The sequence below is a fragment of the Rhodopseudomonas faecalis genome, from assembly GCF_003217325.1.
In the GTDB taxonomy this organism is placed as follows: Bacteria; Pseudomonadota; Alphaproteobacteria; order Rhizobiales; family Xanthobacteraceae; genus Rhodopseudomonas; species Rhodopseudomonas faecalis.
Window position 1 is genome coordinate 92,080 of the sequence record NZ_QJTI01000004.1, and the last position, 13,059, is coordinate 105,138.

The following is a 13,059-nucleotide window of genomic DNA, read 5'->3' on the forward strand; positions in this document are numbered from 1 at the left end:
CATCCGGGCTACGGGCTCGTTATCCACATCCATCCCCGGTTGCGGCCCCCTGGCCGCCACGAAATCCCCTGTTTTTTCAGCAACAAGCCACAAAAACACCTTGGGAAAAGCCGGCCGGCGCGGTTGCCCCGCTGGTCAGCGGCCGCCATTGTCCGGCCCCTGAGGACCTCGATAGGGCAGCTCTGCCGGCAGAACCATACCAGAAGTGGTATTCTGCCCGATTACAGCAGAGTCGCGAATCGAGTTCGGAGCCCTCGCAACAGAGCAGCTACATGAAACTCACCCGTCTTCGCCTGCACGGTTTCAAATCCTTCGTGGAGCCGACCGATTTCGTGATCGAACCGGGGCTGACCGGCGTGGTCGGACCGAACGGTTGCGGCAAGTCGAACCTCGTTGAGGCGCTGCGCTGGTCGATGGGCGAGACCTCGTACAAGTCGCTGCGCGCCGCCGACATGGACGCGGTGATTTTCGCCGGCTCCGGCAACCGCCCCTCGCGCAACCACGCCGAAGTGGTGATGACGATCGACAACAGCGATCGCACCGCGCCGGCCGCGGTGAACGACCACGACATTTTGGAAATCTCCCGGCGCATCGAGCGCGAGGCCGGCTCGGTCTATCGCATCAATGGCCGCGAAGTGCGCGCCCGCGACGTGCAATTGCTGTTCGCCGACGCCGCCACCGGCGCGCGCTCGCCGGCGCTGGTGCACCAAGGCAAGATCGGTGAAATCATCCAGGCCAAGCCGGAACAGCGCCGCCGCGTGCTGGAAGACGCCGCCGGCGTCGCCGGTCTGCACGCCCGCCGCCATGAGGCAGAATTGCGCCTGAAAGCCGCCGAGACCAATCTGACCCGCGTCGAAGACGTGATCGGCCAATTGTCCGGACAGATCGACGGCCTGAAGAAGCAGGCGCGGCAGGCGATCCGTTTTCGCGACGTCGCCGCCAAGGTGCGCAAGGCCGAGGCCACGCTCTATCACCTGCGCTGGCTGAACGCCCATGCCGCGGTCAACGAGGCCTCGCAGACCCATGACGTCGCGGTGCGCAACCTCGCCGAATGCACCCGCGAACAGGCCGAGGCCGCCCGCATCCAGGCGATCCGCGCCGCCGATCTGCCCGGGCTGCGCGAAGCCGAGGCGCGCGCCGCCGCCGGCCTGCAGCGGCTCACCAACGCCCGCGAACAACTTGACCGCGAGGAAGTGCGCGCCCGCGAGCGCGCCACCGAGCTTGATCGCCGCTTGATGCAGTTCCAGTCCGACATCGCGCGCGAGCAGCAGCAATCGTCCGACGCGGTGGTGGCGTTGCAGCGCCTGGAAACCGAAGACGTCGAGCTGCGCGAGGAGATCAAGGAGCGCGTTGAACAGCGCAGCGGCGTCGATGCCCGCGTCAGCGAGGCCGAAGCGACGCTGGCCGCGGCCGAGCGCGTGTTTGCGGAACTCACCACCGCGCTCGCCGATCAGAGCGCGCGCCGCCGCCAGATTGAAGGCAGCGTGCGCAGCCATCGCGAGCGGCTGGCGCGGCTCGATCAGGAAATCGCCGGCGTCGAAGCCGACATCGAGCGGCTGATGCAGGTCACCGGCGGCATCGGCGATCTCGAAACGCTGCAGGCCACCGTCGAAGCGGCGATGGAAGCGCTGGCGGAAGGCGAGATGCGCGCCCAGGCCGCGGAAGCCGCCCATCAGGCCGCGCGCCAGACGCTGGAAAGCTCGCGCGCCCCGCTGACCGAAGCCGATCGCAAGGTGCAGCGGCTGGAAACCGAGGCGCGCACCATTTCGAAAATTCTCGACGGCGAGTCCAAAAATCTGTGGCCGCCGATCATCGACGGCGTCACCGTCGCCAAGGGTTTTGAAAAGGCGCTCGGCGCCGTGCTCGGCGATGATCTCGACGCGCCGGTCGATCCGAGCGCACCGATGCGCTGGACCGAGATCGGCGTGCAGGAGGTCGATCCCGAGCTGCCGGAAGGCGTGCAGTCGCTGGCCTCACTGACCACCGCGCCGCCAGAACTGGCGCGGCGCTTAAAGCAAATCGGCGTGGTCGAGAAGGAGCAAGGCGCCGCATTGGTGTCGCAGCTCAAGACCGGGCAGCGGCTGGTGTCGAAGGATGGCGACGTCTGGCGCTGGGACGGCTTCATCGCCTCCGCCCACGCCCCGACCGGCGCCGCCCGCCGGCTGGCAGAGCGGGCGCGGCTCGCCGACATCGAAGCCAATCTGGAAGAGGCGCGCATCGAAGCCGCCGCCAAGCGCGAAGCTTTGGAATCGGCCGACGCCGCGCTGAAAGCCGCCGCCGCGATGGAAAGTGAAGCGCGCGAAGCGATGCGCGCCGCGCGCCGCGAAGTCGACGTCGCCCGCGAACGGCTGGCCAACACCGAGCGCGAGATCAACCGCCACGCCGCGCGGCAATCGGCGCTCGCCGAAGCGCGCTCGCGGCTCGATGCCAGCCGCCAGGAAGCGATCGGCGGGTTGGAAGCGGCGGAAGCGGCATTGGGCGACCTGCCGCCCTCGCTGGAAACCGAGGACCGGCTGACCGCGGTACGCAGCGAAATCGAAGGTCATCGCCGGCTGGCGGCGCAAGTGCGTGCTGAAGCGCAGGCGCTGGCGCGCGAAGCTGAACTCGCCGACCGCCGGCTGCAGGCGATCATCGCCGAGCGTGCCGATTGGCAGAAGCGCAGCGAAGGCGCCGCGGGCCAGATCGCGACCATCGAAGCGCGTATCGCCGAAGTGCAGCTCGAACGCGAGGGCCTGGAAGAAGCGCCGATGCTGTTTGCTGAAAAGCGCGCCGCGCTGATCAGCGAGATCGAATTCGCCGAAGCCGATCGCCGCAACGCCGCCGACGCGCTCGCCGCCGCGGAAAACGCCATGGCCGACACCGACCGCGCCGCCAAGACCTCGCTGGAAGCCTTGTCGAGCGCGCGCGAAGCCTGCGCCCGCGCCGAGGAACGCATGGAAGGCTCGCGGCGCCGGCTGGAAGACATTGAGCGCGAAATCCGCGAAATGCTGGAGGTCGAGCCGCAGGCGGTGGCTGGGCTCGCCGAGATCACGCCGGAAAGCACGCTGCCGCCGCTGCATGAGATCGAAGCCGATCTTGAAAAGCTGCGCCGCGATCGCGAGCGGCTCGGCGCGGTCAATCTGCGCGCCGAAGAAGAACTACGCGAGGTCGAAGCGTCGCACGGCACGCTGGCGTCCGAACGCGACGATCTGGTGGAAGCGATCAAGAAGCTGCGCAGCGGCATTCAGAGCCTGAACAAGGAAGCGCGCGACCGGCTGCAAGCCTCGTTCGAGACCGTCAACAATCACTTCAAGCGGCTGTTCACCCGGCTGTTTGGCGGCGGCGAAGCGGAGCTAAAACTGATCGAGAGCGACGACCCGCTGGAAGCCGGCCTCGAAATCGTCGCCAAGCCGCCGGGCAAGAAACCGCAGACGCTGTCGCTGCTCTCGGGCGGCGAGCAGGCGCTGACCGCGCTGGCGCTGATTTTTGCGGTGTTCCTCACCAACCCGTCGCCGATCTGCGTGCTGGACGAAGTCGACGCGCCGCTGGACGATCACAACGTCGAGCGGTGCTGCGACCTGCTGCACGAGATGACCTCGACCACCGAGACCCGCTTCATCATCATCACCCACAATCCGATCACCATGGCGCGCATGAACCGGCTGTTCGGCGTCACCATGGCGGAACGCGGCGTGTCGCAGCTGGTGTCGGTCGGCCTCGACGACGCGGTGAAGATTTTGGATCAGAACGTGGCGTGAGCTGGCTCCTGGCTTTTTGCAGCACGGCCGAAATTGTCTCCCTCACCCTTGCGGGGAGGGTCGGCCGAGCGAAGCGCGATGCGTAGCATGGCGCGCAGCGGAGGCCGGGGTGGGGTCCACAAAAAGACGTCCTCACCTTGCGATCCCCCCACCCGCCCCGGCTTCGCTGCGCTCTGCCGGGCCCCCTCCCCACAAGGCACAAGGGGGAGGGACAAGACATTGCGCGGCGACCATTCATTCCAATGGCAACCACTCCGCCGTCATGGCCGGGCTCTCGTCCCGGCCAGCCACGTCTTTTGATCTTGCTCAGCCTTCAAGACGTGCATACCCGCGACAAGCGCGGGCATGACGAGTCATAGTTGAGGGCGTTGCTCCCCCTCACCTCGCAGCCATAATCGCTACCCCATGATCAGCCCCGAACTCCCGCCCTCCATCAAAGCCGCGCTCGACGATGCGCTGCAGGGCACCGCGCGCACTGAGTTGGCGCCGCGCGCCGCTTCGATCTCGGCCGCTTATCGTCAGGGCGGCCATTCCGGCGTCATTCGCAGCCGCGCCGATGCGCTCGCTTACGCGCTGGTGCGCATGCCGGCGACCTATGCCGCGGTGGCGGCCAGCCTGAATGCGCTGTGCGAACTATGCGCCGACATCGCGCCGAGCACATTGCTCGACTGCGGCGCCGGCCCCGGCACCGCCAGCTTCGCCGCCGCGCAGGCTTTTGCATCGCTCGGCACCTTCACGCTGATCGATGCCAATCCGGCGCTGCGCAGCCTGGCGCTCGAATTGGCGCAGCACGATCCACGGCTGGCGCAGCTCGGTTACCTCGCCGGTGATGCCCGCGCCACGCTCGCCAAAGCCGAGCCCGCCGAGCTGGTGATCGCCAGTTACATGATCAGCGAAATCAGCGACAGCGCGCAGCGCGCGCTCGCCGATCTGTTGTGGCAGAAGACCGCCGACACGCTGCTGGTGATCGAACCCGGCACGCCCGCGGGCTTTGCGCGCATTCGCGATGTGCGTGCGCGGCTGATCGGCCAGGGCGCTCATGTGCTTGCGCCCTGCCCGCACGAGCGCGCCTGCCCGATGGTCGAGCCCGACTGGTGCCACTTCACCCAGCGCTTGCCGCGCTCGCGCGCCCACATGCAGTTGAAGGCCGCCGAAGTGCCCTATGAGGACGAGAAGTTCAGCTATCTGGTGCTGAGCCGCCAGGCGCCGGCCGAGCGCGCGGCGCGCGTGCTGACCCAGCCGCAGCTCACCAAAATCGCGGCCAGCGTCAAACTGTGCAGCGACGACGGCGTTGGCATCGTCACCTTCCCGCGCCGTGACAAGGCGGCCTATGCCCGCGCCAAGAAGCTGGCCTGGGGCGATGCGCTGCGCGGCAGCGATTCGCAATGAAGCGGCCAGAGAGCCACGCTTGAACCTGATGATGACGCGCGCCGACTGATGCTGCGGCGCCGCGCCATCGCCCCTGCCGTGCTGGCCGAAATTGGATTACGCTGCGCCGATGGTCCCTTGAGGAGTGTCCGCCATGACCGGCTGGATCGTACTTGGCGTTCTCGTGATTTTGGTGCTGCTGGCGCTCGGCGCCTACAACCGGCTGGTGGCGCTGCGCCAGCGCGTCGGCCAAGCGTTCGCCGACATCGACGTACAGCTCAAGCAGCGTCACGACCTGATCCCCAATCTGGTGGAAACCGTGAAAGGCTACGCCTCGCACGAGCGCGGCACGCTGGAAGAGGTGATCCGCGCCCGCAACGCGGCGATCGCCGCGCAGGGGCCGGGCCAAACCATCGCCGCGGAAAACCAGCTCACCGGCGCGCTCGGCCGCCTGATCGCGCTTGGCGAGGCCTATCCGGACCTGAAAGCCAACGCCAATTTCCAGCAGTTGCAGAGCGAATTGTCCGACGTCGAAAACAAGATCGCCGCCAGCCGCCGGTTCTTCAACAACGCGGTTCAGGAATACAACACCGGCATCGAGCAGATGCCGATCGCGCTGGTGGCGAAGCCGCTCGGCTTCCTGCCGATGCAGTTCTTCGATCTCGGCAGCTCGCGCACCGAGGTCGAACAGGTGCCGCAGGTGAAGTTCTGAGCACCCGCGTCAATCCAGGGCGCGCGTCGCGCGAACCCGGCCTCCCGAGGTGTTGAAAAGAGTTCTCCCACGTCGAGATCAGGGTCTGCGCCGCTGAACGCGGCGGAATGACGTAGTGCATTGCGCGTAACTGGAGCGTGCCCGATGGCCGCCTACGGTCTCTATACTCACATTGCCGCCAACAAGACCCGCTCGGTGGTGTTGCTGATCGGGCTGTTTCTGCTGGTTGATGTACTGGTGTTTGCGGGCGCGCTGATCGGCGAAGCGGTCACCGATAATAGCGGCCAATTCAGCGATTACCTCGCCCGCGCCGGCCACGACCTGCTGGTGGCCTTGCCATTCGCCACGCTCGGCACAATGGCGTGGGTGGCGATCGCCTATGCGTTCCATCAGAAGATGATCGACCTCGTCACCGGCAGCGACGCGGTCAGCCGCAAGGAGCAGCCGCGGCTCTACAACGCGCTGGAGAATTTGTGCATCTCGCGCGGCATCCCGATGCCCAAGCTCAAGCTGATGCACAGCGAAGCGCGCAACGCATTCGCCACCGGCCTCAATCCAAAGCAATACGCCATCACCGTCACCACCGGACTGATCGACGGGCTCGATGATCGCGAGATTGAGGCGGTGCTCGGCCACGAGCTGACCCACATCCGCAATGGCGACGTGCAGATGATGGTGGTGGCGATGATCATCGCCGGCGTGGTCGGCTTCTTCGGCGAATTGTTGTTCCGGCTGTTCTTCAACTCGAGCTGGCGGTTCGGCGGCGGCTCCTCGTCGTCATCCTCATCGTCATCGTCGTCGTCCTCATCGGACCGCAAGGGCGGCGGCGGCGCGGTGTTGGCGGTGATCCTGGCGGTGGTGCTGATCATGCTCGCCTGGCTGATGTCGCAACTGTTGAAGCTGGCGCTGTCGCGCTCGCGCGAATTTCTGGCCGACGCGGGTTCGGTCGAGCTGACCAAGGACCCCGACGCGATGATCTCGGCGCTGCGCAAGATCGAGCATCGCGGCGAACTTCCCGGCGCCACTTCAGCGGTGATGGAGCTGTGCGTCGACAATCCGCGCGAGGGCTTTGCCGATTTGTTCGCCACCCACCCCTCGGTGCCGGCCCGCATCGATGCGCTGGTGAAATTCGCCGGCGGTCACGATCCTGGACCGCTGCCCGATACCGAAGCCGCCGCGCCAGACACCGAATTGGATCAGCAGGAGGAAACGCCGACGCCCTTGCCAGACGCGCCCTCGCCGCCCGGCCCCTGGGAGCAACGCCGATGACCGGCAGCCTGACACTGATAATCCAGCGCTTCCAAGTGCGGCTTGCTGCGATTCGCCACGCGCACTGGCGATTGTCGTGGGTATCGTGGCGTCAGGATATTGTGCGCTATTGCCCGCCTTGTTCTCTCCGCAATTGAATTATCCCTTGTTTCTGCCATGTTCGCGCCCAAAGCAGGGAAGGACGCCAGCCACAGCGGGACGCCGCGTGGCCGGGCGCGGAAAATCGGGCGCAAAAGCAATCTAGGGAATGTCATGCCGAAGCCAGCAGTGATTGTTGTGGGGGCCGACAAGGGCGGCGTCGGAAAGACCACGGTCTCTCGTACCCTTCTCGATTATTTCAGTGCCAACAACGTGCCGACCCGGGCATTCGATACCGAGTTTCCGCGCGGCACCTTGAAGCGCTTCCATCCCGACATCACCGAGATCGTCGATATGACGACGACCGCGGACCAGATGAAGATCTTCGATACGCTCAATTCCGCGGCGCCGTCGGTGACGGTGATCGACGTGCGCGCCGGCCTGTTGTCGCCGGCCTTGGCGTCGCTGCGCGATATCGGCTTCCTGGACGCGGCTCAATCGGGCCAGATCACCTTTGCGGTGTTCCACATCCTCGGCCCGTCGATCGCCTCGCTCGACGAAATCGCCGAGACCGCCAGCTTCATGCACGGCGCCAAATACTTCCTGGTGAAGAACTTCATCAACAACACCAGCTTCTTTGAGTGGGATCAGGCGACCTACAAGACCTATTTCCACCGCATCAAGGATGCCACCGAACTGACCATCCCCAAACTCAACGAAATGGCGTTCGAGCAGGTGGAAGTGTCGTCGGTGCCGTTCCTGAAATTCGTGGCCAATAAGGGCCATCACGACGAGCCGGCCAACTACTCGTTCGTGCTGCGCGGCTATGTGCGCCATTGGCTCGCCAATGTCTGGAGCGAGTTCGACCGCATTCAGCTCACCGACATCGTCGGCAAGGAGCGTTCCGGCCCGCGCCCGACCGTGAGCGGCGCCGGCATCGGCGCCCCGCCGGAGAAATAGTTGCAACGCTGCGCGAATTCGTGGAATCAGACGGGATACCCGTCTGATCCCACACCATGATCCGCACTCCGGTCTATATCGTTTGCTCACCTCGGCCGCTGGTCGGCAAAACGCTGATCGCGCGGATGCTGTCCGAGTTCCTGCTGCTGCAACGCCGCGACGTGCTGGCGTTCGACGTCAATGTCCGGGAACCGTCGCTGCTCGATTACCTGCCGAACGTCACCGAGACCGCCAATATCGACGACACCTTCGGCAAGATGGCGCTGATGGACCGGCTGATCGTCAATGATCAGCTCGCCAAGGTGATCGACCTTGGCTACCACGCTTTTCAAGAATTCTTCGTCATGATCGGCGAGATCGGCTTCCTGAAGGAAGCCGCGCGCCGCGGCGTGGCGCCGTTGGTGCTGTTTCTGGCCGATTCAGACCGGGTGTCGCTGCGCGCCTATGAGCTGTTGCAGGCGCAGATCCCGCCGCGGCTGTTGATCGCGATCGACAACGAATATGTGCTGCGCGGCGAGCTGCCGCGCATCTATACCCAGGGCCGGGTGCTGCCGGTGGCCGCGCTGCCGAATTTCTTGAAGACCTATATCGACCGGCTCGGCTTCTCGTTCACCGGCTATCTGCGCGCCGAGCGTGACTCGTCCACCGAACTGCATCAGTGGATCCGGCGCAACTACACCCACTTCCGCGACCTCGACATGGAATTGTCGCGGCCGCTGCGCTGAGCAACCAAGCCGTCATGGCGAGGCGCGCAGCGCCGCAGCAATCCAGCAGCGTCGTGCTACGCCTTGAGCCCTCCCCCCGCAGCGCGGGGAGAGGGCAAATGTCGTCCGCTCAGTGGCCTTCGAACGAAATCAGGGTGCGCACCGGCACGCCCATGGCGCGGATCTTGTCGGCGCCGCCGAGTTCCGGCAGGTCGATCACGAAGCAGGCCGCCACCACCTCGGCGCCGAGCTGGCGCAGCAGCTTGATGGCGCCTTCCGCGGTGCCGCCGGTGGCGATCAGATCGTCAACCAGCACCACCCGCTCGCCCTTCTGCAGCGCGTCGACATGGATTTCGATGTGATCGGTGCCGTATTCCAGCGCGTATTCCATGCTGACGCAGGTATGGGGCAGCTTGCCCTTCTTGCGGATCGGCACGAAGCCCGACGACACCTGATGGGCGATGGCGCCGCCGAGGATGAACCCGCGCGCCTCGATGCCCGCGACCTTGTCGATCTTGGAGCCGGCCCAGGGTTGCACCAGTTCGTCGACCGCGCGGCGGAATGAGCGCGCGTCACCAAGCAGCGTGGTGATGTCGCGGAACAGAATGCCCGGCTTGGGATAATCCGGGATGGTGCGCACGCTGGCCTTGAGGTCCTGTTCGAAGGTCATCTTCCTGTCTTTCGCAATGCTGAAGCGGTGGGGGAACAGACGTTCTCCGGGGCAAAACTGTCAATTGGCCGGAAGGCCAAGCCGGAAGGCGTTTTCGACGATTTTCAGCCCGACGCCGCCGCCGAGCGACATCAGCGATTCCGGGTGGAATTGCACGCCGCCGACCGGCAGGGTCTTGTGCTCGATCACCATCGGGATGCCGTCGTCGGTTGCCGCGGTGACCTGCAGCACCTCCGGCATGCTCGCCTGATCGACATAGAGCGAATGGTAGCGCCCGATCACGATTTCCGCCGGCAGGCCGCGCATCAGCGTGCCGCCGCGCACCGTGACCCGCGACGGCCGGCCATGCGCCGGCTGCGCCAATTGCCCGAGCGTGCCGCCAAAATATTCGCCCATCGCCTGCACGCCGAGGCACACCCCGAAGATCGGCAGGTTTTTGGCAAGCCCGGCGTCGATCGTGCTCTTGATGTTGAAGTCTTCCGGCCGGCCCGGGCCCGGCGACAGCACCAAGAGGTCGTACTCGTGCTTGGCCAGCATCGGCAGCGCGTGCACATAGCGCACCACGGTGACCTGGGCGCCGACCTGGCGGAAATAGTCGGCCAGCATGTGCACAAAGCTGTCGTCGTGGTCGATCAGCAGCACCTTCTTGCCGGAGCCGGTGGCGTCCGGCGCCACCGCCGACAGCGGCTTGGGCGGATCGCCGCGCAGCGCCTGGAACAGCGCCGCCGCCTTGACGTGGCACTCTTTGTCCTCGGCCTCCGGATCGCTATCGAACAGGCAGGTGGCGCCGACCCGCACCTCGGCGAGGCCGTCCTTCATGCGGATGGTGCGGATGGTCAGGCCGGTATTGATCGAGCCGTCGAAGCCGACAAAGCCGAACGCGCCGGCATACCAGCGCCGCGGGGTGCGCTCGTTGTCCTCGACGAACTGCATCGCCCACAATTTCGGCGCGCCGGTCACCGTCACCGCCCAGGCATGGGTCAGGAACGCATCGAGCGCGTCGAAGCCCGGCCGCAACATGCCTTCGACATGGTCGACGGTGTGGAACAGTTTTGAGTAGGTCTCGATCTGGCGCCGCGCCAGCACCTTGATGGTGCCGGGCACGCAGACCCGCGCCTTGTCGTTGCGATCGACGTCGGTGCACATGTTCAGCTCGAACTCGTCCTTCTCCGAGTTCAACAGCTTCTGGATCTGCGCGGCATCGCCGATCGCGTCGGCACCGCGCGCAATGGTGCCGGAGATCGGACAGGTCTCGATGCGGCGGCCATCGGAGCGCACGAACATTTCCGGCGAGGCCGACACCAGAAATTCGCCGTCGCCGAGATTGACCAGGCCGCCATAGGGCGACGGGTTGATCCGGCACAGCCGCTGAAACACTTCGGCCGGCGAGCGGTCGCACGGCTCGCCGAACAATTGCCCAGGCACCGCCTCGAACAGATCGCCGCGCGCAAAAGCCTCGCGCGCCTTTTCCACCACCGCCGGATAGTCGCCCGGACCATGGTCGGCGAATTTCTGGCACGGCAGCTTCTTGTAGACGCTTTCGGAGGTGGCGTTCGGCAGCCCGGCGGTCGAGCGGCCGTTCCAGGCAAAATCGTAAGAGAGGATCACGCCGCTGCCATTGGCGCGGTCATAGGCCAAAAGCCGGTCCGGGACATAGAGCACGATATCGCGCTGATCGGCGGCACGCTCGCGGCGCTTCTTCAGGTCCTCGATCTGGAACACCAGATCATAGGCGAACGCCCCGTACAGGCCGAGCATCGGGTCAGCGCTGCTGCTGAACGCGGCGACCAGCGCCCGCACCAAGGACATCGCGCTGGCGCGGCGGGTGCGCTGTTCTTCATCGACCGGAGCCTCACCACGCAAAATTTTGCCGGCGATACGGCCGGCACTGCGTTCTTCAATGGCAAAGCTGGGGTCGCTGAGCGTTTCCGCCAGAAACGCCACCAGCACCTCGCCACGGGCGTTTTGCGCCTCGATGGCAAATTCCGCCTCGCGGGTGGTCAGCGACAGCGGCGGATCGGCAAAGCCGAGGTCAAAGCTCTCGTAACGGCCGGGCACCGTGGTGCCGGAGGACAGCATCACGCCGCGGCGGCTATCGAGCGTCTCGACCAGCGCGTCGAGCCGCGCGCCGCCGGAAAAGCTCTCGGTACGCCGGGTGATGGCGAGGCCGGCAGCCGTGACGAACTGGCTCTCGGGCGGGAGTGAAAACACGGTCCTGTTCATGTGATCCTCTAATTCAGACTTGCCGGGAGGAGCGCCACACAGGACATAGAAAAGGCCGCCCTAGTGGTGACGGCCTTGACGATTGGAAACAGCAGATATCGCATGGCCACCTCTTAGGAGGTGCGCCACCAAAGACGGGTCTTGTGAGCTGCGATCTTCATGGCCGGTAAAGCACCATCGCAGCCCTTCGATGTCAAGACTGTGATCGGCCCGGAATATCCCGACAATAGGCGGAGACGGAGGGACTGGCTGGCCTATTAACGACCGTTGAGGTGAAATAACAAAAGAGCCTCGAGCTGAGAGGTCTGGTCATGAAGATCCGCGACGTGATCCAGTTGATCGAAGCCGACGGTTGGCGGCTAGTGGCCACCCGCGGCAGCCACCGGCAATTCAAACACCCCGTCAAACCGGGCCGTGTCACCGTCGCCGGCAAGCCATCCGACGACCTTGCACCGGGCACCTTTGCCAGTATCCTGAAGCAGGCTCACCTCAAGGAGAAGCCCTGATGCGCTACGCCATCATCATCGAAAAGGCCGACGGCAACTACTCGGCCTACGTGCCCGATCTGCCAGGCTGCGTGGCAACCGGAGCGAGCGTCGCGGAGGTGGAAGTCGAAATCCGGGAAGCGATCCGCTTTCATATCGAAGGACTGAAGACTGACGGCCTGCCAGTGCCACCACCGACCAGCATCGCCAACTACATTGATGCATAAAATCTGGCTTTGCGTCCCGATCGGAACATGATTGCCGATGCCGCGTTCAGGTTACGCATGCCGGGTGACAACCGGCCGTAATGGGGACGGCGGACGCAGCCTATTTTGCCGGTTTCTGACTGCGACAACAACGCATCGGTACGCGCTGACGCCTGACCCGTTCCCGGCATGCAACCTCGTTCCAGCCCTGGAACCAGATCCGCCTTGCCGCGTTGTTAGTTCAAGGCGGGTGCGGAGCGGTGCCGGTTGCGCTGCGGAAACGCAGTGCGGAAATTGCAGTGCAGCTGTGGAGTAATGTGGATAACAATCGTCGCCGCAACTGATCCCAATCACGCCGAAATCGCACGAAACTTCCGCCGTATTCCATTGGCGAAGTAACAACAGCAACAATGGAGCTGTGTCGTGAGTACTCCGGTTGAAATGCAGATCGAAGAAATCATTGCCACCTGCGGCGGCGACCTGCGCGGCGCTGTGAAGGCGCTCATTCTGGTCAACGAGCAACTCGAGATCGAAATCGCCAAGCTGCAGGCCGCGGCGTGCCATTGCGCAACCGCCGCGACCAAACACTAATCTTACAGCATAGCGGCTGCCACCAATGACCCGTCATGCTGGCCTTGTCGCGGGCA

At 65.0% G+C, this 13,059-nt stretch carries 11 protein-coding genes; 9 read left to right on the forward strand and 2 right to left on the reverse strand.

Features of this window, described 5'->3' with window-relative positions:
- The first annotated feature begins 272 nt into the window (after positions 1 to 272).
- The 6 genes from smc to BJ122_RS05230 all read left to right on the forward strand — a co-directional run bounded on the left by smc (position 273) and on the right by BJ122_RS05230 (position 8,849).
- Entirely contained in the window at positions 273 to 3,737 is a 3,465-nt protein-coding gene (gene smc, locus BJ122_RS05205; RefSeq protein WP_110780076.1) for a chromosome segregation protein SMC, read from the forward strand.
- Between the two features lie 405 nt (positions 3,738 to 4,142).
- Positions 4,143 to 5,126 (forward strand): small ribosomal subunit Rsm22 family protein, encoded by a 984-nt coding sequence (locus BJ122_RS05210; RefSeq protein WP_110780077.1) that lies wholly within the window; start codon positions 4,143 to 4,145, stop codon positions 5,124 to 5,126.
- A 133-nt stretch (positions 5,127 to 5,259) separates the two neighbouring features.
- A complete protein-coding gene (locus BJ122_RS05215; RefSeq protein ID WP_110780078.1) occupies positions 5,260 to 5,817 on the forward strand; it encodes a LemA family protein in 558 nt (185 codons plus the stop codon).
- A gap of 144 nt (positions 5,818 to 5,961) precedes the next feature.
- Complete coding sequence (locus BJ122_RS05220; RefSeq protein WP_110780079.1) at positions 5,962 to 7,086, forward strand: M48 family metallopeptidase; 1,125 nt, start codon at positions 5,962 to 5,964, stop codon at positions 7,084 to 7,086.
- A gap of 252 nt (positions 7,087 to 7,338) precedes the next feature.
- Positions 7,339 to 8,124 carry a P-loop NTPase family protein gene (locus BJ122_RS05225; protein ID WP_110780080.1) on the forward strand — a complete coding sequence of 262 codons (786 nt, stop codon included), beginning with the start codon at positions 7,339 to 7,341 and terminating at the stop codon, positions 8,122 to 8,124.
- A gap of 56 nt (positions 8,125 to 8,180) precedes the next feature.
- Entirely contained in the window at positions 8,181 to 8,849 is a 669-nt protein-coding gene (locus tag BJ122_RS05230; protein ID WP_027278240.1) for a hypothetical protein, read from the forward strand.
- A 109-nt stretch (positions 8,850 to 8,958) separates the two neighbouring features.
- Here BJ122_RS05230 and BJ122_RS05235 read toward each other — a convergent pair whose 3' ends face one another.
- Both BJ122_RS05235 and BJ122_RS05240 read right to left on the reverse strand, forming a co-directional pair.
- On the reverse strand, positions 8,959 to 9,498 hold the full coding sequence (locus BJ122_RS05235) for an adenine phosphoribosyltransferase (protein ID WP_027278241.1): 540 nt from the start codon (positions 9,496 to 9,498) through the stop codon (positions 8,959 to 8,961).
- 60 nt (positions 9,499 to 9,558) lie between these two features.
- Positions 9,559 to 11,721: an anthranilate synthase component I gene (locus tag BJ122_RS05240; RefSeq protein ID WP_110780081.1), complete on the reverse strand. Its 2,163-nt coding sequence runs from the start codon at positions 11,719 to 11,721 to the stop codon at positions 9,559 to 9,561.
- Positions 11,722 to 12,032: 311 nt separating this feature from the next.
- On the opposite strand from BJ122_RS05240, the gene BJ122_RS05245 reads away from it, so the two are divergent.
- From BJ122_RS05245 to BJ122_RS19185, 3 genes are all read left to right on the forward strand, one after another.
- Positions 12,033 to 12,227: a type II toxin-antitoxin system HicA family toxin gene (locus BJ122_RS05245; protein WP_110780082.1), complete on the forward strand. Its 195-nt coding sequence runs from the start codon at positions 12,033 to 12,035 to the stop codon at positions 12,225 to 12,227.
- The gene (locus tag BJ122_RS05250) at positions 12,227 to 12,433 is read left to right on the forward strand and encodes a type II toxin-antitoxin system HicB family antitoxin (RefSeq protein ID WP_110780083.1); all 207 of its coding nucleotides are present in this window, start codon (positions 12,227 to 12,229) and stop codon (positions 12,431 to 12,433) included. Before BJ122_RS05245 ends, BJ122_RS05250 begins: the two co-directional genes overlap by 1 nt.
- 402 nt (positions 12,434 to 12,835) lie before the next feature.
- Positions 12,836 to 13,003, forward strand: coding sequence for a hypothetical protein (locus BJ122_RS19185; RefSeq protein WP_162531347.1), 168 nt, complete (start codon positions 12,836 to 12,838; stop codon positions 13,001 to 13,003).
- Positions 13,004 to 13,059 lie beyond the last annotated feature (56 nt).